A 26,759-nucleotide genomic window follows, 5' to 3' on the forward strand; every position below is an offset into this window, starting at 1 on the left:
CCAAGCCAGCCGACCGTGGCCCCCCGGCCTTGGTTTCCGCAATGCTGGAAATGAAGATCTCACGCGATGGCCCCCCTGAGCTGTGAGATGGACAGAAGTCAGCGGCACCATGACTTCACTTCTGCAATTCTGTCAACGGGTTTTCGACCTTCGGGTGCCCGGTTTGGGTGGTGAACGCCCGAGGTGTGCCGTGAGTGACAAGAGTCACGGGTGGGGAATGTGAGACTCCGCTGAAAAATCGAACGCACTCTTCGTAAGGTGCGCTTGTTCTGGACCCTGCCGGTCCGGAGTTCGTGCTTTCTGTTTCCTGTGGGGGGATTCGGTTGTCTCATGGAAGTGGCTCCGTCGTGCGCTCGCGCACCAGACGGTCGCGTGTCGCGGTCGTCGCCGCGCTCTCAGTTCTCTTCTCCGGCCTGGGCCTTCCTGCCGTTGAGGCTGCGGACAAGCCGCCAAAGGTGTGGGTCCCACCCCATACGCCGCTGCCGGATGTCAAACCCGTCAAGGGGGCGAATGCGAAGGCTCCGGCCAAACAGGCGCCGGCTGGCCGGAAATGGACCACGGATTCGAACGCCAAGATTCCATCTGGCTCGGCGAGTGTCGGCTTAGGCCCCAAGGAAACGGCTCGCGGCGCCACCGCACCCGGAGCCGTTCAGGCCGGTAAACTCCCTGTCTGGATTGCGCCTGTGAATGGCGTGAATCGGTCGGCAAATTTATCAACTCTCGCCGTCGGGGGTCCGGGCACCGATTCCAGCCACGACAGCGCACTGCGCGTCGAGGTGAAGGACGCGGCCAAGGCCCGTGCCGCCGGAGTCAACGGCGCGCTCGTCGCCCTCAGCGGGGCCTCAGGGGCGAGCCCCTCGGGCAAGGTGGAAGTCGGCCTCGACGTCTCCGCATGGGCCAAGGCCGCCGGAGCCAACTGGGCCGACCGCGCCCGACTGGTGCAGCTGCCCACGTGCGCCCTGACCACCCCCGGCGCCCCCGGCTGCACGACCCGTACGCCCCTGGCCTCGCACCGGGATGCCTCTGGGCGCCTGGTCGCGGAGGTCGACGCGCCCAAGAGCCCCGCGGCCCCCACCCCCGCACTGAAGACGCAGCCCGGCTCGGCCGCCAAGCCGGCAGCCCCGCAAGCCCCGCAGATGCTCACCGCGCAGGACGTGGCGATCGCGATGGAGGCGGGCCCCAACGGCGCCGGCGGCGACTACAGCGCCACCCCGCTGCTGCCCTCGGCCTCCTGGCAGGCCGGGGCGAACGCCGCCAACTTCACCTACGGCTACACCGTCGAGGTGCCCAACGGCATCGCCGGCGCCGGCCCGGGCATCTCGCTCGGCTACGACTCCTCCTCCGTCGACGGCCGCACCGCGTCCACCAACGCCCAGGCAGGCCTGTTCGGCGAGGGCTGGGAGTGGAGCCCGGGCTCGATCTCGCGCTCGTACAAGGGCTGCAAGGACGCGGGCATCAAGGACTCGGGCGACGAGTGCTGGGCCGGCGACATCCTGTCCCTGAACCTGGCGGGCCATGCCGGCCAGATCGTCCGTGACGACACCAGCTGCGTCTACCGCCTCCAGGGCGACGACGGCACCAAGATCGAGCGCCTGACCGGCCAGCGGAACTCCGCCTGGAAGGGCGAGGGCTTCAAGGTCACCACGACCGACGGCACCCAGTACTACTTCGGCTCCAACCGCCTGCCCGGCGGTGACGGCACCGACCCCGAGGCCAAGTCCGTCTCCACGGTCCCCGTCTACTTCAACAGCGGCCAAGACAAGTGCCTCGGGGCCGAGACCCCCGCCAACGGCACGTGGCAGCAGCTGGGCTGGCAGTGGAACCTCGACTACGTCGTGGACCCGCACCAGAACCTGGTCTCCTACCGCTACGAGCAGGAGGACAACCACTACGGGCGCGGCGGCGGCCAGAACAACGGCACCGGCACCTCCACCAAGTACCAGCGCGCCAGCTACCCGACCTGGATCGGCTACGGCCAGCGCCTGCCCGAGCAGATCGCCGCGAAGGGCGCGGCCAAGCCCGCAGCCCAGGTGTGGCTGCGCGGCGCCGAGCGCTGCTTCCCCGGCGGTGCCGTCACCTGTGATCCGGCGCAGCGAACCAAGGCCAACGCGAAGTCCTGGCCCGACACCCCCGTGGACCAGGAGTGCGCGGCCACCGGCCAGTGCCTGAACCTGTCGCCCACCTACTTCTCCACCAAGCGGGTCAAGCAGATCGACACCGAGGTGCTGGCCGGCACGGACTACCGCCGCGTCGACTCCTACGTCCTCAACCAGTCCTTCCAGGACCCGGGAGACGGCACCTCCCCGACGCTCTGGCTCGACTCGATCGTGCGCAAGGCGTCCAACGGCCAGCCCGAGAAGGAACTGCCCGCGGTCTCCTTCGAGCCGCTGCAGATCCCCAACCGCGTCGACGGCGTCGTACGACGCCCGGACGGTACGGACGCCTCGGCGCCCCGCTACTACCGCCCCCGCATCCAGAAGATCACCACCGAGACCGGTGGCCTGATCAACGTCGTCTACAAGGCCCCGGAGTGCTCCCGAGTCAAGGGCACCATGCCGTCCTCCGAGGACGGCAACACGATGGCCTGCATGCCGGTCAAGTGGTACCTGCCCAAGCAGTCCTTCGAGGACCCGGTCAACGACTGGTTCAACAAGATCGTCGTCCAGTCCGTCACCCAGCAGGACATGGTTGCCGGCCAGGTCACCACCGTGACCGACTACGAGTACGGCGGCGGCATCGCCTGGCACCGCAACGACTCGGAGTTCGCCGACCCCAAGACCCGTACGTGGGACCAGTTCCGCGGCTTCGCCACGGTCACCACCCGCACCGGCAACGGCAACGCGGCCGAGGCCCCGCGCACCAAGAGCGTGGCCACGTACCTGCGCGGCATGGACGGCGACGTCCTCGCCAACGGCACCAAGCGCAGCGTCACCATCGGCGACGCACAGGGCGGAACCATCAAGGACGAGGACGTACTCTCCGGCCGGGTCCGCCAGACGCAGACCTACGACCGGGACGGCGACGGCGGAACCGTCGTGGCCGACGAGGTCACCACCCCCTGGCTCGGCAAGAAGGTCACCGCGACCCGCGCCCAGTCCGGCGACCTGCCCGCCGTCACCGCCCGCGCCCAGAACACGGCGCAGATCACCAGCCGCGCCAAGCTGGCGGACGGAACCTGGCGCGTCAGCGAGCGCACCTCGGAGTACGACGACACCCTCCTGTCCCGCCCGACCAAGGTCGACGACAAGAGCGACCGGGCCCGCCCCGACCAGCGCCTGTGCACCACGTTCGACTACGCCACCGGCCCCGGCGGCGCCCTCACCCAGCTGGCCTCCCGCACCCTGGTCCTCTCGGGCGCCTGCGGGCAGCCCCCGACGGCCGCGAACACGGTCGGCGACACCCTCACCGCCTTCGACGGCCTGCCCACCGGACAGGCCGGCGCCACGGGGGACCAGACCGGCACCTCGGTCCTGGAGAAGTACGACGCCGCGGACAAGCCGGTGTACCGCCTCAACACCACCGCGACGTACGACGCCTACGGGCGCGTCACGAGCAACACCAACAAGACCCGCAAGGACGCCGCCCACCCCGACGGCGCGGTGACCACCACGGAGTACAAGCCGGCCACCGGCTCCGTACCGACCGAGGTCACCCACACCAACCCGCTCGGCTGGAAGACGGTCACCACCCTCGACACCGGCCGCTCGCTGCCGCTGAAGACCACGGACGAGAACAAGCACGTCGCCGAACGCGAGTACGACGCCTTCGGCCGAGTCACCGCCATCTGGCAGCCCGGTCAGGAACGTGCGAACAACGCCCTGCCCGTACGCAAGCTCTCGTACACGATGAACGGCACCAACGCGCCGTCCACCGTCCTGAGCCAGGCGCTCATGAACGACAACTCGTACACGTCCAGCTATACGGTCTACGACGGACTCGGCCGCGTCCGGCAGACACAGGCCACCCCGGGGTCCGTCGCGGCCGGGCGGCTCGTCACCGACGCGCTGTTCGACTCACACGGTTGGCAGGTGAAGACCAGCGCTGCCTACTACAACAATGAGGCCGCCCCCTCAGGCACGTTGTTCCTGCCCAACGGCGGTGTCAACCCCGACAGCAAGCTCCCGGCGCAGACTGTCTCCGTCTTCGACGGCCTGGGCAGGACCACAGCCGCTGTCTTCCAGTCGTACGGTGTCGAGCAGTGGCGCTCGAAGACCGAATACCCCGGCGCCGACGAGACCCGCTCCATCCCGCCGAACGGCGGCTTCGCCACGGCGACCATCGTTAACGGCACCACCTCCCTGCTGCGCCAGTACAAGAGCAACACACCCACCGGCCCGTACGACGAGACGACGTACGAGACCAACGCACAGGGCAAAGAGCTCCGGCGCAAGGACCCTGCAGGCAACGAGTGGACCTTCGCCTACGACCTGCTCGGCCGAACGGTGAAGACCACCGACCCGGACGCCGGGACCAGCACCACCGTCTACGACGACGACAAGAACCTCACCACCGTCACCGACAGCAGGAACAAGAGCGCCACCACCGTCACCGACCTCCTCGGCCGCTCCATCGCGACCTACGAGGGCAAGGCCGTCGACCCGGCCAAACAGGTCGGTGCCTTCACCTACGACACCAAGGCGCTGGGCAAGCCCGCCACGAGCACCCGCTACGTCGGCGGAGCAGGCGGTAGCGCCTATGTCTCGGAAGTCACCGGATACGACGGCGGCTACCGCCCGCTCGGCACGAAGACCACCGTCCCGGCGGTCGAGAAGGGTCTCGCGGGTACCTACGAGTCCAAGAACACCTACGACCAGTACGGCCAGTTGAAGAGTGCCGAGCTTCCGGGTGTTCCGCAGGCGGGTCTGGGCGTCGAGACGATGACGTTCTCGACGGATACCGTGGGCAACCTCACGGCCTTCGACGGCACCATCGGCACAACCCGATCCCCGTACGTCGCGGACCTGCGGCGTGACCCCCACGGCCGCATGATCCGCAGCACGGTCGGCAAGTCCGGCAGGCAGATCGTCTCCACGATCGGATACGACACCGCGACCGGACGGCAGGTTCGTTCGACCCTTGACAAGCAGACCGCGGAGAGGGCCAGCGTCGACGTCGTCGACTACACCTACAACGAGATCGGGCAGCTGACCTCGATCGGCAACACGCAGGATGGCGCGCAACGCGACCTGCAGTGCTTCACGCACGACTATCTGGGCCGCCTGACCCAGGCCTGGAGCGACACCGGCACCCAGACGACGGCCGCCCAGCCCAGCGTCCCGGGCCTCGGAGGCTGCACCAACACCAACGGCCCGGCCGTCGACGGCGCCGGCAAGCCCAGTGTGGGCGGCCCGGCACCGTACTGGCAGCAGTACGAGTACGACCTCCTCGGCAACCGCACGAAGCTGGTCAGGAAGGACCTCACCGGCAACGCCGCCAAGGACACCACGGTCACCCAGACCTTCGGCGGCCGCCAGAACACCCCCTCCACCGACCCGAAGACCGGCGGCGGCACGGGCGGCCCGCACGCGCTGATGGCCTCCACGGAGACCGGCCCGTCCGGCACGAAGGTCACCTCGTACACGTACGACGCGGGCGGCAACACCGCCTCGATCACCAGCACGCCCGGTACCAAGAAGCTGACCTGGAACGACCAGGGCAAGCTCGACAAAATCACCGGTACCAGTGAGAGCGCCGGCACCAGCTACCTGTACGACACGGGCGGCAACCAGCTCATCCGCCGCGACCCGGGCAGCACCACGCTCAACCTCGGCACCGACCAGATCACCCTGGACACCGCCACCGGCAAGGTCGCCAACGTCCGCACCTACACGGCACCCGGCGGCCTGTCCATCACCCGCACCACCACCGGCGGCACGTCCGCCCTCACCTACCAGAGCTCGGACCACCACGGCACGGGCGGCGTCCAGTTCAACGCCACGGACCTGGCCCAGGTCCGCCGCGCCTCGGACCCGTTCGGCAACGACCGCGGTGCCCAGCCGGCCCCGGGCGCCTGGGCAGGCGACAAGGGCTTCGTAGGCGGCACCAAGGAGAAGTCGACCGGCTTCACCCTCCTCGGCGCCCGTGAATACGACCCCACGACGGGCCGCTTCCTCAGCCCGGACCCGATCATCGACGCCGCCGACCCGCAGCAGTGGAACGCGTACGCGTACTCCAACAACAGTCCGATCAACGCGTCCGACCCGAGCGGCCTCTACATCGACGACGGCACCGGTCACTCCGAGAGGCGGGACGGCACCAGCCCCAAGCCGACCCCTCCCCCTTCGGACGATGACGGCGAAAAGACGCTCAACGACGCCAACAACAAGGTCCACGACGCCAAGCGCAAGCGCGACAAGCTCATCAGCGAAGTCGTCGACCTGGTCGGCGACCTGATCGGCTACAACGACGCCCGGGACTGCTTCACCAAGGGCGACGCGATGGCCTGCATCAACACGGCCCTCAACTTCGTCCCCTGGGGCAAGCTCTTCAAGGCCGTCAAGATCGGCATCAAGGCCTTCAAGGTCTACAAGGAGATCAACAAGTCCTACGACGCGATCCACGAAGCGGAACGCGGAGCAGCCCGCGCGGCCGAGGCGGTGACCAAGTCCAAGAAGGCTGCCAAGGAAGCGCGCGAGGCCGAAGCGAAGGCCGCCGACTCGGCATCAGAGAAGGCCGGCAAGGAGACAGCCACCGACAGCGCGGGCACGGAGAGCAAGGCCGGCAGAGAATCCTCCGACGCCGAGTCCAGCGCCGGCTCGAGCGAATCCCACAGCAGCGGCGGCTCGGAGTCGGGTGGTGGCTCCTGCAAGACGAACAGCTTTCCTACCGGCACCCGCGTTCAGATGGCCGACGGTACGACCAAGGGGATCCAGGACGTCCGCGTCGGCGACACCGTCCTCGCCACCGACCCGCAGACCGGTGAGACCCGTCCCCAGCTGGTGACGGCCACCATCACCACCCCGGACGACAAGGACTTCACCGACCTCACCCTCACCGACGAGTCCAACCCCCGCGCCCCGCCGGTCCAGCTCACCTCCACCTTCCACCACCCGCATTGGAACGAGACCCGCCACCAGTGGGTCGACGCGGGCGAATTCACCCCGGGCGACCAACTCCGCCGCCCCGACGGCACCACGCTCACGGTCCAGTCCAAGCGCAACTACCCCTACGCAGTCACGACGCACAACCTCACCGTCAACGACTTCCACACGTACTATGTGCTCGCAGGCGCCACCCCGGTCCTCGTGCATAACTGCGACACTGTCTACCGAGGTGACTCGCGAGGACCGGAGGTAATCGAAGCTGCTGGAGGATTTATGCCCCAGGCGCCGCACAGCCAGACCTCTCTCCTTGACTATGTGTCCGCACAGCGAAACCACAGTCGGTATGTCGGGACATCTACGAGTCGGGATATAGCCCGAGACCTGTTCGGTGGTCGTGACGGCTATGTTTATGAGATTAGGGGTGCTCCAGGCGGGATTGACGTAAAGAAGGAACTTGGCCCGTTGAACCCGACTCCCCATGAGGCCGAGATGGCATTCGACGGTGGAATTCCTTGGAAGTATGTGACTAGGGTTTGGAAGAAAGATGAATGGGGGGACGTGGACTTCGAGTTCGATGCGCCGATCTGGGAGAGGTGACTCGTCCTTTCGTCTAGAGGTCGAGAAAGGAGGTGCCGACCGTGTCCCTGTCGAATAGAAAGCCACTTCGCTACGGAGAGGGTGTCGCCATTGCGGACGTCGAAGGTGTCCAATCGTTCCTCGTCGCACGAACGGATTCGCTTTTCCGCGCGCATCGGGGAAGTGTTGAAAGGCATGTTGTGCGCGGAGTGAGAGTTGCGCTATTGCAACTCGTTGGGACGCTTCAGCATTCGTTGTCATTTCTCGACTCGGAGTCGCTTTCTGAAGTTGAACGGCTACAGCTGCGCCTGCAGATCACCTTGTCATGGAACGCGCTCTGGGCGCTTGTTTCTCCATGGCAGTGGCATGACGATTACGACCATGAGCGGTGGCGCCACGTTAAGTACTGGAATGTGAGCCACGAGGTGGAAATTGAAAATCTTTTGGCGGATTCCATCTCGAATCGGCCCGGTCAGGGCGAGCCTTCGGGTTTCGAGGTAGATTGACGATGGGCCTGCAGCTCATTCTATGGGCTGCAGGCCCATCGCTTGCGAGGTGTCGGAACTCCGTCCGGTCTCTAGTGGAATGGAACGGCAGGTTCGGTATTCTCTGCTGAGCTGCGAAAACGCAGATGACAGTGCCTCAGCGCGGACACGGACTATGTACTGGCGGGCGCCGCACCGGTCCTGGTTCACAATTGCGACTTGAATGCGGATGGGTATCTATATCATCAAGGGGCATACCCAGTATGATGCCGCCACTCAAGGTCGTGCGGCGCCTAACGGGGGGCGACTCAAGTGTAATCGACCAGGTGGATAGAAATCGGACAGATGTCGACTTCACATCCTGCTCGGATGCTCTCGAAGTCGCGTTGATCATTCTCGGCGGTGGGTTGGGGAAGGTGTCATAATGCGCATCAGGGTGACAGGTGTCGATCCACGTGTTGGCCTGTCGAGGAATATTTAAATTACATTGCAGCGATGAGGTCCCTAGGAATCTGCAGTGCGAGGATGATCGCTTTGCGGCGGCACGGTAAGTCGACTGTCGGTGCCGCAGAACGCCTTGCGGGTCTTGTTGAGATGGGCGAGAGGGGATTTCTTGAGGCATACGTGGAGGATCGCAAGTGAGCTGGACGCCGCTTTCGGCTCTCCCTCCACCCGCACCCGCTTAAAGTAATCGGATGATTCGGAGTCAACATCTCCCCCGAAGGCGGCCCCATATGGCGGGCGGGCGGGCAGGCTAAGTTAAGGGCGCTCTGGATTTCCGCTCTGCATGGAGTGCAGCATTGTCCACTGTCGCATTCTCATAGTGCCCCAGGGGAGCCCCACCGGATCTGTCCGGTGGGGTGTTTGACGGCGGTGGTTGACGGTCATTTCAGTGGACGGCAGTTGCACCAGGCGGTGGGCCAGCGCTGGCGTCCGAACCGGTGGCGGCCTTGGGGGGTTGTGGAGAGTGCGACCGAGGAGATCGCTGGCGTCCCGCTGGAGCCGAAGTCTGACGTGGGCGTAGACGGTGTAGTCAGGGAAGCGGCGGGATCATCAGCCAGGTCCGGATCGACAACTTGATCAAGAGGGACCCAAGGACCCAATTCCTGCGACGCTCATGGTGTCCTTTTCCGGGCGCTGCGGCGGGCGGCCTGGACCTGGTGCCAGGGGTTTTGGGAGCGGGACTGGGGGCGGTCCAGGTATTCGCGTTTTACCGTCGCCGAGTCGGGCTTCCAGCGGCCCTGGTGGGTGGGGTCGCCGCCGGCGTCCGCGATTTCCTGGGCGCCGCCTCGGTGCAGGCCGTGCGAGGTGATCAGGTGCCAGCCGGGCAGCCGGGCCAGGTGTGCGCGGTGGCGGATCCAGTCCTTGAGGGCATCGCCCGTGACGTATTTGCCGCGGGTAGTCGTGGCCGTCCGGTTCTGGAGGCGGCCTTTGAGGTGAGGGCGCGCATAAGCGGGCCTTCGTGGATGCCCATCCCGTGGAGGCAGCTCAGCCAGTCCCGTACGGCCGACATCGGGTCGTAGAGGGGAGAGTCGGCCAGGTCGGCCGGGATGAACGTGCTTTCTCCCTTTCCCTCTTGGTCGGTCTTCGAATAGGCGATCCAGAGGTTGACCCCGGTGTCCTCGCCCTCGACGTCGTCGATGTCCAGGTCGGCCAGCTCGATACGGCGGTTGAGGGCGCCGCGGCCCACCAGCGGCGCTCACCGGTCCCGCTGCCGGGCCGATGTGCGCAGGTCGCAGGTGTCGACCATGGCGCGCAGCATCGGCTCGGTGATGGCCGGGGCCTTGCGGAGACGGTTCCGCTTGCCCCATTCCTTGCGGTACTCGGCCGGCATTCCGCGCGCCTCGGTCGTCCCCGGCCGCTGGTCCTCCGGCATCCATATATGGACGCCCGACATGTACGTCCGGATCGTGTTCGGAGCCATCTCGCGGGCGATCAGGCCGGCGACCCACTCCACGTACGTCGCCGTCATGCAGGGCCGCGCCACCCGGCCCATGGCCTCGCACCATTCGGCGAAGTTCCTGCGCTGGCTGCGTGGAGGATGGTGTGCCGGTCGAGCAGGGGGCGAGGCGCTGCTGCGGGCGTGACGGTGTCGGGCAGCAGGGCGTCGTCGACGAGCTCGGCTTCGAGCACCTCGTCCTCCTCGACCCGGATCTCTCCGGTCGACCCCTGGCGCCCGGTCATGAGCCTCTCCCCGGACGATGGTTCCTGGACAATCACAGCAGACCGGCTTCCGACCCGTACCGGCTCAGGGCTGGTTGCCGAACACAGTGCAGCTGCGGCCGGGCAGCCTCCGTGCTCACACGTGACAGCGACGAGGTGCCGGCGACCCTGCCGGAGTACTCACGCGCACTTGGGGCAGTCGGTGACGTGAGTGGCGTGTAGGGACTTGATCAGGGCGAAGTCGCGGTCGACGATACGGCTGGAGAACGAGGCGAGGGCGCCGAGTCCTACCTGCTTACCGTTCTTGAGGACCAAGCCGGGAGCCTGCGACGGGGCCATGCCGGGACCGGCACCGGTGATGACCGTGTCGATCGCGCACCACGGAACGGCCTTCGATCGTCCCAGGCCACGTTCGGTCAGGCCCGTGGAGTTGATCTCCACTCCCATGACCCAGCTGCGAAACACAATCCAGAGACTGCCTGCGCCCATGACGACGTAGAGCACTATGCCGAAGGGGTCTCCGGCGACCGACCCGCTGGTCAGCATCCCACCGGCCAACAGCGCAAACGCGCACCCCAGGAGGAACAGGAGTGCCTGCTGCCCTGGCCTGTGGAGACAGGTAGGTATCAGGCTCGGTGAAGTTGGCTCCATGGCCACGACCATAAGCCGCAGGCGTACACCGCATACGGGTTTCAAGGCCACAAGATCAGCGGGCAGCGCCCGCTGAATTCGGCCAGCGCGTTGCATTGCCGCCAATCCCCGGCATTCTGGTCACTTCGCCGCTGACCTCGCGCTACACAAGAAGCCGGGGTTGTCGTCCGCTGCCCCGGTTCTGGCGGGGGGCTGGGCGCTTGCTGACGATCAACGTGGCGGTACTTCTAGTGGTCATCGTTGTGCTGCGGCTGCGCCGCCGTACCGAGGCCCGGAGCCGGTTCGACGAGAAGATGACCGTGGTCATCGTCCTGGCGCTGGGCATCATGCTTGCCCCCACCGACGTCGGCCAGGGCATGGCAGGCTTCCTCGGTCAGCTCGTCAGCGGTATCTCCCAGGCGGGCCAGTGACCTTGGCGAACCTCCTTCGCGCACCCCTTCGGCGGAACACGGTGGACTCCTCGCCTGTGCGGAGTGGCCGATGAGTGCGCGTCGTCGTCCGGTCCGGCGCGCTGCTCGGCGGCCCCGTCGGCGCAAGAACCAGCACATGGAGCAGGTGCTCCTGGCTGCTTTCGCGGCCGCGGTCTTTCTCAGCCTGGCGGCCGCCGCGCTGAGGTGGCTGGCGGACCACCCGTGGGTCGTGGTCCTCGCCGTCCTGGCGGCGGCCGGGACGTGCGGGGTCTGGATGTGGCGGCGCGGGGAAGCAGCGCGATGGGAGCAGGTTCGCGCACAGGGCCTGCGCTACGCGGTGGAGCAGCTGGACCGTCTGCACCACACGCAGTTCGAGTTCGCGGTGCGCGACCTCATGCACCGGGACGGGTGCGCCGACGCACAGCGGGTCGGTGGCCGCGGTGACAACGGCGCGGATGTGAAGGCCACCGATCCGTACGGGCGGCGCTGGGTGATCCAGTGCAAGCACCGCAAGGCCGGCTGGTCCGGGAGGCCGGTCGGTACCCCTGATCTCCACGTCCTCAACGGCACCGGCCGCCAGGTCCACAACGGCGACGTCCTGGTGATGCTCACCAACGGCCGCATCACGAGCAACGCCGTGGACTTCGCCGAGTCCCAGCACCTGCACCTCGTAGACCGCGGGGTGCTCGCCGAGTGGGCCGCCGGCTCGCGCCCCCTGTGGGAGCTCTTGCGGGCTGTACCTCCGCCCCGGCGCCGGACCCCCCTCTCCTAGGGGGTGTCCGCGAAGTAGCGCCGTGCGCCCGCGGGGCCGGCGGGACTTTGCGGACACGCGCTGAACTTGTTCTTTATCTTCTGGCGCTCCTGAAGTGGTGCGGGCAGGGTGGGCGGCATGACAGACAGTTCCGGCCCTGTTCCTCCGGACGTGGACGACCGCCAAGCGATGGAGCACATCCTCGGTCGTCCCTTGAGCCATGCACGGCCGACGGGTGCGCTCGCACCGGGCAGCCGGGTCACGGTCGTTCGCGACCGGGAATGGGACGGTCCTTGGCGGGTCGAGTTTGCCGGAACGATCGATGCCATGGGTGCACCCGAACCCAATGAACATGCCCGGTCGCTCAGTGGCGAGCTGGTGTACTGGGTGAGCTTTGACGCGCCGCAGTACGACTGCGACGGGGCCGGTCCCTATCGCAAGGCCCAGATCTGGGGCCGGTACCTAAGGGCCGAGCCAGAGCCCGAAGCGGGTGTCTGACCGCCCGGCGCGACGAGCTGTTCGCGCTGGTGGACGCGGTGCTGTGTGCGGATGGTGCGGTGAAGTCCCCGGTGGACTTGACGCTGTTGCCCGAGCATCGGCGTGGGCACCTCACCGAGTAGCCGTTTGCGCTGGTGACGATCCTGCTGGCAGCGGTCAGGGTATCGGCCTGGCGTCGCGCCAGCCTGTGGTCCGCCGGGTCCGTCGCGTCGAGGTCCGCGACTTCGGCAAGGAAGGCAACGGCCCCCTCATGGCTGCTGCCCAGGAGAGGCAGCAGAGCATCGGGGCGCGCCAGCACGCCGGCCGATGCATTCGATCCGTTTACCCGGCAACGGTAACCAGGGCGTCGGCTCCGGGGGCACTCGTCCGATCTCACCGACCCTTGCCCGTATCCACTCGGGCGCAACTCCGACAGCCGTTGTCGGGATCCGGCTGCCTGTGCGGGTAGCGGATATGCGCCGGAAAGCGGAGCAAGCGGTCAAGGTACGGTTGCCTTGGGGCGCTGACCGTTGCTTAGGGGAAGAGGAACATGGAGTTGACGGGGGAGATTGCGGCCGTTCGGGATGGGCAGGGTGATCCGGCGCGGCTGGTGGGGGAGTTCCGCCGGGCCGTTCTGCTCGCCCCGCTCGCGGACGGCCCCGGCGGTGGTCTGATGTCCGCCGTTCAGGGCGGGATCCGCTGGTTCTACGCCTTCACGGACGAAGAGGCATTGGCCCGGTTCGTACAGGCGCGCGGCGCCGGCGACCAGGAGTGGGAGTACCTGGCGATCCTGGGCGCCCGTCTCGTGGATGCGGTGGTTCCGATGGTCGATGGTCCGGCGGGGGTGGCCGTGAACGTGGCAGATGAGAATGGTTCGATGTTCTTCCCGCCGGTCGCGGGGATCGTGCCCGACGCGTACGCGGTGGACGTCGATCACGGGGACGCGGCCTGATGGCGGGCGACGGGGACCTCGAGGTCTCTCCGGCGGCCGTCAAGAACATCCGGGACGGTCTGCGCGCGGCCATATCCGAGCTGCGCGAGTCCTCCGACGCGGCGGGCGCCTCGCAGGGCGAGGGGTTCAGTGACCTGTCGATGACGGGGATGGAGGCCGGGCACGCCGGCCTGGCCACCGACTTCGAGGACTTCTGCGAGCGCTGGGAGTGGGGCGTGCGCTCGCTGATCCAGGACGCCTCCACCCTCGCCGGGAACCTCGGCATCGCCGCGGGCACGGTGTGGGAGGAGGACCAGTACATGCAGGGTGCCTTCAAGGTCGTCGTGAACGCCGGCTACGGCAACCCGCACGCCACCGAGGACGAGATCGAGCAGAAGGGCTGGGGGGACCTGTTCCGGGCGGACGTCTACAAGCCGGACTACAGCCAGGAGTCCTTCGACAAGAGCGCCGAGGACATCAAGAAGACCTGGTCGGACACCAAGGACACGGTGACCTCCACGGGGAAGATCGGGTCGTTGAAGGACCTGCTGGAGCAGACGAAGGGCAACGGGGGCGGTAACTGATGGGCTGGCGGGACTTCATACCCGACTCGATCGAGGACAAGGCCGAGCACGCGGTCGAGAAGGTCGGCGACGCCATCGAGTGGGCCGGCGACAAGACGGCCGACCTGGCCGAGGAGGTCGGGCTCGACGACGCGGGCGAGTGGATCCGCGACAAGAGCCGCTCGGCCGCCAACGTGCTCGGCGCCGACGTCGCCGAACTCGAACTCGGCCAGACCGACGACCCGAACAAGCTCGTCTACGGCAGCGTCTCCAAGATCCGCGCCCAGGTCTCGCACCTGAACGACTTCAAGGCCTCCTTCGAGCAGGTGGGCAACGGCCTCAAGGGCATCGGGGAGCCCGACGGCCTCAAGGGCAAGGCCGCAGAAGCCTTCCAGAAGGCGGTGGCCAAGGAACCGCCCCGCTGGTTCGAGGCGGCCGCGGCCTTCGGCAAGGCAGCCGACGCGATGGGCCGCTTCGCCGAGACCGTCGAATGGGCGCAGGGCCAGGCCAAGGAGGCCCTGGCGGACTACGAACACGCCCAGAAGGTCTCCACCGACGCCCGCAGCGCCCACAACAAGAAGGTCACCGCCTACAAGGAGGCGGTGGAGGCCAAGAAGGACCCCCTGCCGCCCAGGCCCGTCGACGCCAAAGACTTCGTCGACCCTGGTGAGGCGCTCGCCACCGCTGCCCAGGACAAGCTCGACAGCGCCCGCAAACAGCGCAACGAGGTCGCCGAGACGACCCGTACGGCGGTCCGCACGGCCCGCGAAAAGGCCCCGAAGAAGCCCTCGTACGCGGAGCAGCTCGGCGACGGCCTGGACTACCTCGACCTCGCCTCGACCCACCTCGTCGGCGGTGTCCTCAAGGGCACGGCCGGCACGCTCAACTTCGCCCGCGCGCTCAACCCGATGGACCCCTACAACATCACTCACCCGGCCGAGTACATGAGTCACCTGAACTCGACGGCCGCGGGCCTGGTCACCATGGCCAACGACCCGTGGGGCGCGGGCAAGCAGATGCTCGACGAGTTCATGAAGGATCCCTCCGAGGGCGTCGGCAAGCTGATCCCGGAGTTGATCGGCTCCAAGGGGCTCGGCTCCCTGAAGAAGGTCGGCTCGGCCGCCTCGCACCTGGACGACCTGAAGGGGCCGGCCCGGCGGGGCCTGGAACGGGAGGGCCCCGAGGCCCCGGCGCGTGCCCCGGGCGACAAGGTGTGCATCGACGACCCGGTCGACGTGGCAACCGGCCGCATGGTCCTTCCGCAGACAGACCTTCTGTTGCCCGGTTCGCTCCCCTTGGTCCTCACCCGGACCTTCGAGTCCTCATACCGGTCCGGCCGCTGGTTCGGTCCTTCGTGGGCCAGCACCTTCGACCAGAGGCTGGAGATCGATGCCGAAGGTGTCGTCCGCATAGGCGAGGACGGCAGCCTGCTCCAGTACCCGCACCCGGCACCGGGCCTTCCCGTGCTGCCCAGCCACGGGCGTCGCTGGCCACTGGCCCGCACGCCTGAGGGCGAGTTCACGGTCACCGATCCTGAGACGGGCCGGGTGTGGCGCTACACGGAAGAGGGCGCGCTGGCACAGCTTGACGACCGTAACGGTGCCTGGATCATCTACGAGTACGACACCGAGGGCATGCCGGCGGCGGTCGGCCACAGCGGCGGATACCAGGTGCGTGTCACCACTGACCAGGGCCGGATCACCTCGCTCTCCCTGGCGGACGGCACCAAGGTCCTCGACTACGGCTATGAGAGCGGCCACCTCGGCGAGGTGGTCAACTCCTCTGCGAAGCCGCTGCGTTTCGCCTACGACGATCACGGCCGCATCACCTCCTGGACCGACACCAACGGCCGCCGCTTCGACTACACCTACGACGAGCACGACCGCTGCATCGAACAGTCCGGCACCAACGGCCATCTCGGCATGCGCTACACGTATGAGCCGGGTGTCACGCGCGCGGTGAACGCACTGGGTCACCTGCGCAGGTACGAATCGAACGAGCGGGCGCAGGTCATCGCCGAAACCGACGCCACCGGTGCGGTGATCCGCACGGAACGGGACCGTTTCAACCGCTTGCTGTCGCGTACCGACCCGATGGGTCACCGGACCACCCTCGCGTACGACGAGGCGGGCCGGGTCACGTCAGTGGTGGGTCCGGACGGCCGTGAGTCGACGGCCCAGTACAACGAGCTCGGTCGGCCGGTGCGGATCGTCAATGCAGACGGCAGCGTGGTCAGGCAGAGTTTCGACGAGCGGGGAAATCGCACCTCGGTCACCGGCGCATCGGGAGGGATCTCCCGCTTCGCCTACGACGCGCGTGGCCACCTCTCAGCGGTGACCGACGCGCAGGGGAGCACGACGGCGGTCCGTTGCAATGCCGCGGGACTTCTCGTCGAGTCCGTCGACCCGCTGGGCAACGTCACCCGCTATGAGTACGACGCCTTCGGCCGCCCAAGTGCGGTGACGGATCCCCTCGGCCACACCGTGCACATGGAGTGGAGCGTGGAGGGCCGGCTGCTGCGCCGCACGACCCCGGCCGGCGGCTCGGAGATCTGGACGTACGACGGCGAGGGCAACTGCGTCCGGTTCACCGATGCGGCCGGCGGCACCACCGAATCCGAATACGGCGACTTCGACCTGCTCACCGCCCGCACCGGCCCGGACGGGGCGCGCTACACCTTCGTCCACGATGCCGAACTGCGCCTCACCGGGGTGACCAATCCGCAGGGTCTGACCTGGTCGTACACGTACGACCAGGCCGGGCGCGTGATAAGCGAGACGGACTTCGACGCGCGGACCACCGGCTACGCGTATGACGCGGCGGGCCGTCTCACGACCCGTACGACGGCCACGGGCGAGCGGATCGTCTATGCGTACAACGAGCTGGGCCGGGTCGTTCGCAAGGATGCCGCCGGCGCCGTGACGACCTACGAGTACGACGTGTCGGGCAAGCCGGTCCGGATCACCGGTCCGGACTCAGAGGTCACCCGGCTGAGGGACCGTACCGGACGGCTGTGCTCGGAGACGGTCGACGGGCGCACGCTGACCTTCACCTATGACCAGTTGGGTCGCCGTACCGGGCGGAGCACCCCCACGGGCGAGCGGGTCGAGTGGACGCATGATGCGGCCGGCCGCAGGACCGCCCTTACGACCGCGGGGCGAACGGTGGCCTTCCGACGGGACGCCGTCGGCCGCATCGTGTCGCGTTCTCTGGGCGGTGGTGCGGACCTCTCCCGTACGTTCGATGAAGGCGGCCGTCTCACCGGTCAGCAGGTGATCGGCCACGACGGTCGGACCCTGCGGCGCCGCGGATACTCATACCGTGGGGACGGCGCTCTCATCGGGATCGACGACAGCCTGACCGGAACCCGCACCATCACCCTCGACGCGGCATCTCGGGTCACATCGGTGGACGCCGACGGCTGGTCCGAGCGGTACGCCTACGACGAAGTCGGCAATCAGACCTCGGCCTCATGGCCGCTCTCCCACCCCGGAGGCCAGGCCCAGGGGGAGCGGGAGTACGAAGGTACGCGGATCCGGCGTGCCGGATCGGTCCGCTATGAGTACGACGAGGCGGGCCGGGTCACCCTCCGCCAGAAGTCCCGTCTGTCGTGCAAGCCCGACACGTGGCGGTACACGTGGGACGCCGAGGACCGGCTGACCTCACTGATCACGCCGGACGGCACGACCTGGCGCTACCGCTACGACCCGCTGGGCCGACGCGCCTCCAAGCAACGCCTCGCCGCATCTGGGGAAGTGGTGGAGGAGACCTTCTTCGTCTGGGACGGCCCCGTGCTGTGTGAACAGACCACGGTCTCGTCGGACCTGCCGCACCCGGTGACGTTGACCTGGACCCATGAGGGCGCACATCCTCTGACCCAGACGGAACGCATCCACTCCGACTCCTCACAGTCCGAGATCGACAGCCGGTTCTTCTCGATCGTGACGGACCTGGTGGGCACGCCGATCGAACTGATCGACGAAGCCGGTGAGACGGCCTGGCGTACCCAGGCCACGGTATGGGGCAAGACCACATGGAACCGGGACGCGACGGCATACACCCCGCTTCGTTTCCCCGGCCAGTACTTCGACCCTGAATCCGGCCTTCACCACAATGTCTTCCGGACATACGACCCGGAGACTGCCCGGTATCTCTCACCCGATCCCCTGGGCCTGGCGCCGGCAGCCAACCCCGTGGCCTACGTATACAACCCGCACACATGGGCCGATCCGCTGGGGCTGACACCCTGCCCTGAGGACGAGCACCTGTTCCGGGGTACCACGCACGGCTTTGAGGGAAGCCCGGGCGTCCAAGACCTGACCATCACCCCGACCTCCACCGATCCCGGTGTGGCGACGGTGTTCGCCACCCGTGCGCAGGAGTTCGGAGACGCGGTCGTCCAAGTCATCCCGCGCAGCTCACTCGACGGGGTGGAGACCTTCCACGGCTATATCAGGCGGGAGGCGGAAGTGCCCGTGGGCCTGAGTCCTGCGGAACTCACGGCTCGCGCGACGGCGCAGATCCCCTCCGCTGTTGCCCGTGACATCTTGGGAGACATGGGCATCCATGTCCCCGGTCGGGTCGGGCAGTCGGACATCGACCCCCTCTTGGAATACGACGTCCCTAAACTGACGCCGGAACAGATATCGGAATTCGTTCGAAGGGCTCATGAACATGGCGGCTGATGGCCACCGGCTCCTCGTCATCTCGGTCGAGACCGTGGACGGCTCGCGGGCCGAGTGCGTGGTCCGGAGCCTCCACGGGCCGGCGAGCGTCGGGACGGTCTACCGGATGCCGTTCCCGTCGGATGACACCGTGGAGCTGACGGAGATCGAGTGGTACGGGCAGGCCCGGCAGGTGCTGGACGAAATGCACCACGGGAAGGTCTGCCTCGTCGGGCCCGGAGCGGCTGCGCTCCGAGCCGAGGACGCCCTGGTGGTGCAGGAGCAGGTGTAAGACTCGCCGAACTGCGCGGAGCAGCTCCGAACTCGAGCGGCCGGCGAGCTCTGTGGGTCCGTGGCCCAACGACGCTCTCGCGGCGGCCACGGACGAGGCTGTCGAGGATCTGCTCCGCGCGCGTGCGGGGATGAACCCTGCACACAGCGTGCACGCTGCCGGACCCCTACCGTTCGTCTGGCTTGGCCCTGGGTGCCTCGTCACGCCTGAAAGTGGTGTCGTCATTTCGCCTTGGCTCGCTCGGGGCGGAGGGGTGGCCCGACGGGCCGTGACGTACTGGGTGCGTCAACACGCATTGAGACCGGCACCGAGATGATCCGGCTTCCTCGTGGCGTTCTGACGCGCTGTTGGCTTGGCGTGTGCTGACGGTGGACGGCCTGGTCGGAGGGCTGGGCAGCAGGACCGCTCTGCCACTGTTCTGCTCGTCGGCGCCGCACTCGTTAGATCTGCCCATCACGCAGCTTGCTCTCTGTCGAGCCCTCCTTGGAGTCCTCGATCCATGATTTCCGAGGGGCGTGCCTGTTGCCAGGGCGGCGGGATCATGTGGTGTTGCAAGGGGCATGTGAGTGTCAGTGGGGTGCTCTACAGTCGGCCGTGTGGATGACTTCTTCGACGTCTTTGCAGCTCAGGCGCAGCGCAGCGGGCTGGAACAAACGGTCCTCAAGTTCCGGAAGCGTTTCGATCAGGACGAAATCGACAATTATGTCCGGGAGTACCAGAAGCGTGCCGAGTCCGTCAGGGTCGGCTACCCGCCGAAGATTCTTGCCGCGCCGGGGATGAAGCCGTGGTATCCGGGTCCTCTGTCCGACGACCCCTACTGGGTGCCGTATGCGGAGTTCCTGGAGCAGCAGGAGCGTTGGCCCAAGGATCGCCTGAAGGTGCTGAACGAGGCTTCGTCGAAGGTCATCGCCTTTACCAATGACCCGTCTCGGGCGACGTTCCTGACGAAGGGTTTGGTCGTCGGGTACGTGCAGTCCGGCAAGACGACGAACTACACGGCTGTGATCGCCAAGGCCGCCGACGTCGGGTACCGGCTGATCATCGTTCTGTCCGGCATCCACAATGGTCTACGCCGCCAGACCCAGGAGCGCTTGGCCGAGCAGTTGCTGGCGCGCAAGGACGATGGATGGTTCACGCTGACGTCGGTGGACTCCGATTTCGAGGAGCAGAACACCAAGGCGGCCGCGTACCTGCACCAGAGCGGCACGGGGGTGACCTTGTGCGTGGTGAAGAAGAACCATCTGCGGTTGGAGCGGCTGATCAATTGGTTGAGGCCTGCGGGCCAGGCCGGCGGTTTCGCCGATCTGCCGGTTCTCATCATCGATGATGAGGCCGACCAGGCGAGCGTGGACACGGCCACCATCAACCCGCAGATACGTCAGTTGATCAATCTGTTCGACAAGCGCACGTACCTGGGCTACACGGCCACGCCCTTCGCCAATGTGCTGATCGACCCGTCGGCCGAGGATCTGTATCCGGAGACGTTCATCCTGAGTCTGCCCCAGCCGGAGGGTTACTTCGGGGCTGAAAAGATCTTTGGGCGGGAGGCGGTGGAGGGAGAGGCCACGGGCAGTGACCTCGACGGTTACGACATGGTGCGGATCGTCCCCAACAAGACGGTCAACCTGCTGCGCCCCCACCGCAGGGTCGACACACCGGACTTTGCACCGACTCTGACGAAGGAGCTGACCGAGGCGGTCCGGTACTTCTGGATGGCGACCGCGGCACGTCGGTGCCGCGGCGACCAGGAGCACTCGACGATGCTCGTGCACCCCAGCATGCAGACCGTCGTGCACGAGGCATATCGGGCGCCGCTGTTGGCGATGCGGCGAAACATGGTCGACGCTCTGGAAGCGAGTGATGAAGAGGTGCTGGCGCAGTTGCGTCGTCAGTGGGAGGAAGAGAGCGTCAAGGTCCCCGCCGCGCAGTTCGGCAACCGCTTCATTCCCTTCGATGACCTGCTTGAGCACCTTGCGGAGGTCGTGGCACAGACGAAGGTGGTGCTCGACAACCATCGCAGCCGGGACCGGTTGGACTACTCCAAGGACAGGGTGGTGGCCATCGCCGTAGGCGGCAACACTCTGTCGAGAGGACTGACGCTCGAGGGGTTGGTGGTCAGCTTCTTCGTGCGATCGGCCAAGACCTACGACACTCTGCTGCAGATGGGCCGCTGGTTCGGGTTCCGGCCGGGTTATGAGGACCTGCCTCGTATCTGGATGACGAAGCAGCTCAAGGAGTACTTCAGGCATCTGGCGACGGTCGAGCACGAGATCCGGCTCGACATGAGGCGCTACGAGGAGGAGAACATCCCGCCCAGTGAGGTGGGGGTGCGTATTCGTACGCACCCGGTGCTCAACGTGACGGCGAAGATGGGACGAGCCAGGACGGCGTACACCTCCTACGGCGGCCGACGCGTGCAGACGCGCTACTTCCGTGAAAACGACCGACAGTGGCTGGCCGACAATCTGGAAGCGGCCCGCACGCTGATCGGTGACGCCCTGCGCGACGGTGCGAGTCTGCATGATCGAGGCACCGGCGAGGTGCTTCTGCGCGATGTGGACGTGCGGCATGTCCTGGGCTTCGTCGCCAAGTACCGGGTACACGAGGACTCGCCTGATCTGGAGCCCAGGTTGATCCGCGCGTACATCGAGAAGGAGAATCGGCAGTCGCCACAGAGCCTGCTGAACTGGACCGTCGCAGTGATGGGCGGTCCCGCAGCGGATTCCCGGCACGTGGTGGAGTTCGCCGAGCAGGTACGGGTCGGCACGATCAACCGATCCAAGCTGAAGGACGGCGGTGGGGAGAAGGCGGACATCAAGACGCTGATGACCAAGGAGCACCGCGTGGTCGACATGGACGTGCCTGCGGCCGAGGCACGTCGTAAGTCAGAGGAGGGCCTGGTGGCATTGCGTAATGACCACCCCGACTTCCAGGACCAGGGGCTGCTGCTGCTCTACCCGATCGCCAAGGACTCGCCTCCGGACGACGCCAACCAGGACACGCGTCTTCCGCTGGAGGCGGTCGAACACGTCATCGGTGCCGCCTTCGTCTTTCCCGGCAACTCCAAGGACAAGGTGGCCAACCGATACGTGCAGGTGGGTATCGATCACCAGGCGATCGACCCCGCGGAGTACGACGATGTGGCCAGCGCCCTCAGTGACGAGGCGGACGAGGCATGAGCACCGCCGACATGGACTGGCGGCGTGAGCTGCGGGTGACGTGGTCGATTCTGGCGGCGCAGCGGACGGCCGGCGCCCCCCTGATCATGGCGCCGATCGGGCTCGTGGTGAAGGCGGGCGCGGTGCAGGTGGGCCTGGATGCGCGTGGGGATCGTCATCTGCTGCTGCCCGTTCGCAAGGAGGACGTCCGCGAGGATTTGCGGTCGGCGCACGTGCGCCTCAAGAAGGAAGTCGTCGTCGTTGACGGCCGAATACAGCACTATGCGGATCTGGTGTGTCATCGCACCGACCTGGGTGATCTGTTCGACGACGTGGTCAGTGAGATCCTGGTGCGTTTGGCCGCGGACGGCGCGGATCCTTCGGAGACCTGTCGACGGGTCCTGGAGGCGTGGCGTGAGATGTTCGCAGGCCGCGGTGGACGGCTGACGGCCACGGAGCAAAGGGGTCTCTTCGGAGAGCTGACCGTGCTGGAGCATCTGCTGCGTGGGGACGCGTTTCTGCGGCCCGTGCACACCTGGACCGGACCGGACCGCAAGCCGCACGACTTCCGTCTTCCTGGTGGAAGCTGGGAGGTCAAGGCCTTGGGCCGGAACGGGTCCACGGTTGAGATTCACGGCCTGGACCAGCTGGCGCCCCCGCTCGGTGGGCACCTGACGCTGATTCTGGTCCGGTTGGTCGAGGACGCTTCAGGCACGTCCCTGCCGGAGCTCGCGGAGCGGGTGGTGAACGCCGCCGAGGACTCGCGCGGTGTGATCGAGCAGTTGGCCAAGACCGGATACAGCGAGGCGGACGCGGAGTTGTATGCGGGCGTGCGCTATCGACGTCCGCAGCTGCTTGGCCTCCCGGTCGACGCCGGCTTCCCCGCCCTGACACACGCCAGTCTGCGCGGCACGTTGCCGGCCGGTATCGAGGCCGTGCGCTACAGCCTCGATGTGGCCGACCGATTGCCCGACGCCCTCGGACATGAGGAGATCGTGGCGCAGCTGCAAGGACGGTCGGCCACGTGAGTGATGCAATGTGGTGGGCACAGCCGTCCGCGCCGGAAGGCGCCTCGAGCGGTGAGGGCATCCGCAAGCAGCTGGGTCGACCTGACCTGGATCCGCTACAGGTATTGGTGCGGGAAGCTGCACAGAACACCTGGGACGCTCGACTGAACACCGATGAGGTCGGCTTCGGCATCGCGCTGGCCAAACCGGGCCCGTTCGGTCTGCAGCCATGGAAGGACCTCCTTCTGCCGGCGTTCGGCGACGGCACGGCGTTGCCTCTGGCCACCGTGTTGGAGGATCCCGACACGGTGCTGCTGACCATCAGCGACCGCGGTACGGGCGGCCTGGGCGGCCCCCTCCGCGGCGATCGGGTCCACCACGGCAGCGCGGACTTCGTCGGTCTGGTCCGTGACATCGGTCGCACCAGCCACCGTGAACACAGCGGGGGCACCTACGGGTTCGGCAAGGGTGTGCTGTTCACCACCAGCACGGCCGGTACCGTCTTGGTGCGTACCCGATGCCGGTGGCAGGACCGCGTCCAGACCCGTCTGATCGCCGTCGCCCTGGGAGACAGCTTCGACCACCAGGAGCGGCGCTACACCGGACGCCACTGGTGGGGCGCCATTGCATCCGACGGCATCCCCGACCCCCTGCTGGACGAGGAGGCCGACGCCGTCGCCGAGGCCCTGGGCATGCCGGCGCGCGCTGCCAACGAGTTGGGCACCGACATCGTGATCGTGGGCGCCCGACTGGGCTCCGTCACGACCTCGACGGCGGACGGGCTTGAACAGCCCCGCACGATGCAAGAGGCTGCCTGGTTCATAGGCTCCGCCATGCTCTGGGAACTGTGGCCCATCATGATCGACACTCCGCATGGCTCCACCCGCATGCGTTGTCGGATCAGCATCGACGGCCGGGAACTTGCTCTGCCCGAAGCCGATCGAGTGGCCAGGCTGCAGCCGTTCGTCCGCGCCTACCGCAGCGCGCTCAGCGATGGCTCGCCCGTGCGCAGCAGAACACCTTCCGTCGACCTCGGCCGCTTCGCCGTCGAGGCCTTCATGACTCCGGTGCGTCCGCACTGGACGGACATCGCAGGCCCCACCGACGGACCGATGCACCACTGCGCCCTCATGCGGCAGGCCGGCCTGGTGGTGCAGTACCGGCCCGGACCACAGCTACCCGAGCCCGACGTGTCCTACGGCGCGGTCTTTCGCACCCACGTCGGCGTGGACGATGCATTCGCCGCCGCGGAACCTCCTACGCACGACGCCTGGGTACCCAAGAACATGGAGGACGCGAACGCCAGGAAACTGGTCCGCTCGGCGCTGCGCACAATCGACAACCGTATGCAAACGTACGTCTCGGCCGAACCCGAGCGGGCCGCGGCCGCCGGCACCCAACCTCCTCTGGGCGCTTTGTCCAACCACTTCGCCTCCCTGATGCCCACCGGCACGGGATCCGGCGCCGGACAACGGCCGCCCAGAGCGGGCAGCCGGCCAACCGGTCGAGGCGCGGACACACTGGTGCGAACCTCCACCGCGCCCCGGCTCATCGAGATCGACCAGGAGTTCTTCGTCGTCACCGAGATCACCGTGGTAGGCAACTCTCGCCCGATCCTTGTCACCGCGACCTCGTCCGTGGCGTTGGACAACGGTGCCGAGACGGACCCGCCTGCCGGCGCGGCCAGCCCGCACGTGGTGCGCTTCGAAACCCTCGACGCAGCCGAAATACGACCCGGCGCCGATCTCACGCTCAAGGCCGAGGATCCCCGCGACTGGCGGGTGGTGGTACGCCCCGTCGATGGAGCAGCCACCCGGGTTCGCATCAGCGCGCAGTACATGCAGGGGGAGGCGCCCTGATGGCCCGCGATGTCATGCCCTTCGTCCGGCCGCCTGCCGAGGCGGTGGTGACCAGCCTTTGGGAACTCGAGGACGCCGGGGGCATCAGAGAGTTGCCGGAGCTGCTGCCGGACTGGGACCCGCAAGCCGACCTCGCGTTGCATCGTCGAGTGGCCGTCAATTATCACGAGGTTCTGGCCGCTTGCCGACTGCCCGCCGGCACTGTGCTTCTGGTGGTCGTCGACTGGCATTCCTCGGCTGCCCATCTCGCGGGATCCGCATTCCGCCACATCGTGGTCGAGCCGACCGAATTGACCGTCAAAGCCAGGCTGGCCGGTGCCGACCTCGGGGGGACGCTCGTCCTCAAAACCCGGCTGGTGCTCGCCGAGGACGCTCCCGACTTCGACCGGGCGAGACCTTTCAGTCCCCGTCATGCCGGCGAAATCCTCTGGGAGGACACGGCCGAGGTTCACCTGGAGGGCGTCGCGTCACGCTTCCCGACCTCAGTGATCGACTTCAGTCTGCGCGGATTCGACGAGGACGCCCGATGGGCGATCGACATCCCGGACGATCCGGCCGTACCGGTCGCAGGCGGCGTGCGGTTGTACCTGAACCGGTCCGACACCGAACTGGTCACCGCAGCCACCCGTGCAGCAGCGCCCACGCCCCTGCAACGGCGCCTCATCGAGGCAATGTACGACGACGTCGCCCGCCAACTGGTGGAGGCATGCCTGCGTCCCGCCTGGCGTGACGCGCTGCTCGACGCCGCCGAAGAGCCCGGAAGCCTGGCCGAAAGCCTGATCATTCTGGTCTCCAACCTTTTCGAAGGCGAGTCCCTGGAGACCGTCGCGGCGCGCCGGGACGCCGACGCCTCCGTCTTCGCCACCGCCCTTCAAGGCGCGCTGCGACGCACCCGACGGGAAAAGCCATGACTCTGCTGTACCCCCGCATCACCCCCGCCGAGGCCGCCGCGCTTTTGACGGAGTACGACGCATTGTCCGTGGAGGACCTGGAAAAGCGGGCCGGTGTGTCACCCGTCGCTTTCTACGGCACCACCGGCGGCCATCCCGCCGACGTCGCCCACCTGGAAAGTCTCGCTCAGGATCTGCGCGCCTGCGCACAAGGTGCCGGCTATCCCCAAGCACCCGATGACCGCAACAAGATCCTCTTTGACCGTGCGGCTGCCAAGATCCTGCACGCCACGATGGACATCACCCCTGCCGAGGCAGGCCAGCCCGACATGTGGACCCACTTCGCCACCTGCCTCGTCCCCGATGTCGTGGCCTGGCGGTTCGGCACTCGCGCTCCCAAGCGCTGGATCGGAGCCGGTCTGGTTCGCCACACCCTCGCCCGCCTGTGGTGGCAAGCCCACGTCCTCGCCGTCACCCGGGAGGGTTCCACGGACTATGGTTTGCTCGACGACCTCACCGAATCCGACCTCAATCAAATCTTCGAACGGCGTGCCATTGGCGGAACACCCCCGCTGGCCCGCGCCTTGGCCCGCGAGCTGACCACACCACGCCTGTACGGGGCCGCCGTGCCCCGGCGGGACGTCGTCCGAGACACCGCCAAGCGGCTGCGCCGCTTGCTGCCGTACACCTCTTTCACCTCCTTGGATGAAGCGGTCGTTCAACGCCGCGTGCACGCCCTCGTTTCAGAGTCGATCGAAGCGTTGGAAGGCAGCCGGAGTTGGGCTGCGTCTGACAAATGATCACTGTCATGGACCTGGTGCTCGGCACGATGCTCTTGC

General features: G+C 67.1%; 18 protein-coding genes. 14 read left to right on the forward strand and 4 right to left on the reverse strand.

Annotated features, from left to right (window positions below):
• Positions 1-683 precede the first annotated feature (683 nt).
• Together ACFYZS_RS31830 and ACFYZS_RS31835 are read left to right on the forward strand one after the other, a co-directional pair.
• Positions 684-7,640 (forward strand): polymorphic toxin-type HINT domain-containing protein, encoded by a 6,957-nt coding sequence (locus ACFYZS_RS31830; protein ID WP_389020137.1) that lies wholly within the window; start codon positions 684-686, stop codon positions 7,638-7,640.
• A 41-nt stretch (positions 7,641-7,681) separates the two neighbouring features.
• The gene (locus ACFYZS_RS31835) at positions 7,682-8,125 is read left to right on the forward strand and encodes a hypothetical protein (protein WP_389020140.1); all 444 of its coding nucleotides are present in this window, start codon (positions 7,682-7,684) and stop codon (positions 8,123-8,125) included.
• A 1,291-nt stretch (positions 8,126-9,416) separates the two neighbouring features.
• Here the strand turns inward: ACFYZS_RS31835 and ACFYZS_RS31840 are convergent.
• From ACFYZS_RS31840 to ACFYZS_RS31855, 4 genes are all read right to left on the reverse strand, one after another.
• A complete protein-coding gene (locus ACFYZS_RS31840) occupies positions 9,417-9,794 on the reverse strand; it encodes a hypothetical protein (RefSeq protein WP_389020143.1) in 378 nt (125 codons plus the stop codon).
• A gap of 9 nt (positions 9,795-9,803) precedes the next feature.
• Positions 9,804-10,076 carry a hypothetical protein gene (locus tag ACFYZS_RS31845; protein WP_389020146.1) on the reverse strand — a complete coding sequence of 91 codons (273 nt, stop codon included), beginning with the start codon at positions 10,074-10,076 and terminating at the stop codon, positions 9,804-9,806.
• Positions 10,073-10,288 carry a hypothetical protein gene (locus ACFYZS_RS31850; RefSeq protein ID WP_389020149.1) on the reverse strand — a complete coding sequence of 72 codons (216 nt, stop codon included), beginning with the start codon at positions 10,286-10,288 and terminating at the stop codon, positions 10,073-10,075. Before ACFYZS_RS31850 ends, ACFYZS_RS31845 begins: the two co-directional genes overlap by 4 nt.
• Before the next feature lie 159 nt (positions 10,289-10,447).
• Complete coding sequence (locus ACFYZS_RS31855; RefSeq protein WP_389020152.1) at positions 10,448-10,813, reverse strand: hypothetical protein; 366 nt, start codon at positions 10,811-10,813, stop codon at positions 10,448-10,450.
• A gap of 305 nt (positions 10,814-11,118) precedes the next feature.
• Here ACFYZS_RS31855 and ACFYZS_RS31860 point away from each other — a divergent pair, with 305 nt between their 5' ends.
• From ACFYZS_RS31860 to ACFYZS_RS31915, 12 genes are all read left to right on the forward strand, one after another.
• The gene (locus ACFYZS_RS31860) at positions 11,119-11,328 is read left to right on the forward strand and encodes a hypothetical protein (protein WP_389020154.1); all 210 of its coding nucleotides are present in this window, start codon (positions 11,119-11,121) and stop codon (positions 11,326-11,328) included.
• 136 nt (positions 11,329-11,464) lie between these two features.
• Complete coding sequence (locus ACFYZS_RS31865; protein ID WP_389020156.1) at positions 11,465-12,100, forward strand: restriction endonuclease; 636 nt, start codon at positions 11,465-11,467, stop codon at positions 12,098-12,100.
• Positions 12,101-12,217: 117 nt separating this feature from the next.
• Positions 12,218-12,577 (forward strand): ferrous iron transport protein A, encoded by a 360-nt coding sequence (locus ACFYZS_RS31870; protein ID WP_389020159.1) that lies wholly within the window; start codon positions 12,218-12,220, stop codon positions 12,575-12,577.
• A gap of 529 nt (positions 12,578-13,106) precedes the next feature.
• Positions 13,107-13,508: an SseB family protein gene (locus ACFYZS_RS31875; RefSeq protein ID WP_389020161.1), complete on the forward strand. Its 402-nt coding sequence runs from the start codon at positions 13,107-13,109 to the stop codon at positions 13,506-13,508.
• Positions 13,508-14,071 carry a hypothetical protein gene (locus tag ACFYZS_RS31880; protein ID WP_389020164.1) on the forward strand — a complete coding sequence of 188 codons (564 nt, stop codon included), beginning with the start codon at positions 13,508-13,510 and terminating at the stop codon, positions 14,069-14,071. Before ACFYZS_RS31875 ends, ACFYZS_RS31880 begins: the two co-directional genes overlap by 1 nt.
• Positions 14,071-18,735, forward strand: a complete 4,665-nt coding sequence (locus ACFYZS_RS31885) for a putative T7SS-secreted protein (RefSeq protein ID WP_389020167.1) — start codon at positions 14,071-14,073, stop codon at positions 18,733-18,735. The genes ACFYZS_RS31880 and ACFYZS_RS31885 overlap by 1 nt, the downstream gene beginning before the upstream one ends.
• Positions 18,725-19,006, forward strand: a complete 282-nt coding sequence (locus ACFYZS_RS31890; RefSeq protein WP_389020170.1) for a hypothetical protein — start codon at positions 18,725-18,727, stop codon at positions 19,004-19,006. The genes ACFYZS_RS31885 and ACFYZS_RS31890 overlap by 11 nt, the downstream gene beginning before the upstream one ends.
• 596 nt (positions 19,007-19,602) lie before the next feature.
• Entirely contained in the window at positions 19,603-22,185 is a 2,583-nt protein-coding gene (locus tag ACFYZS_RS31895) for a Z1 domain-containing protein (RefSeq protein WP_389020172.1), read from the forward strand.
• Positions 22,182-23,192: a PD-(D/E)XK motif protein gene (locus tag ACFYZS_RS31900; RefSeq protein WP_389020175.1), complete on the forward strand. Its 1,011-nt coding sequence runs from the start codon at positions 22,182-22,184 to the stop codon at positions 23,190-23,192. Before ACFYZS_RS31895 ends, ACFYZS_RS31900 begins: the two co-directional genes overlap by 4 nt.
• Complete coding sequence (locus ACFYZS_RS31905; RefSeq protein WP_389020177.1) at positions 23,189-25,030, forward strand: hypothetical protein; 1,842 nt, start codon at positions 23,189-23,191, stop codon at positions 25,028-25,030. The genes ACFYZS_RS31900 and ACFYZS_RS31905 overlap by 4 nt, the downstream gene beginning before the upstream one ends.
• Positions 25,030-25,941, forward strand: coding sequence for a hypothetical protein (locus tag ACFYZS_RS31910; protein WP_389020180.1), 912 nt, complete (start codon positions 25,030-25,032; stop codon positions 25,939-25,941). The genes ACFYZS_RS31905 and ACFYZS_RS31910 overlap by 1 nt, the downstream gene beginning before the upstream one ends.
• Positions 25,938-26,720, forward strand: coding sequence for a DUF6339 family protein (locus ACFYZS_RS31915; protein WP_389020185.1), 783 nt, complete (start codon positions 25,938-25,940; stop codon positions 26,718-26,720). Before ACFYZS_RS31910 ends, ACFYZS_RS31915 begins: the two co-directional genes overlap by 4 nt.
• Positions 26,721-26,759 lie beyond the last annotated feature (39 nt).

Source organism: Streptomyces sp. NPDC001903 (assembly GCF_042891345.1).
Classification (GTDB): Bacteria; Actinomycetota; Actinomycetes; order Streptomycetales; family Streptomycetaceae; genus Streptomyces.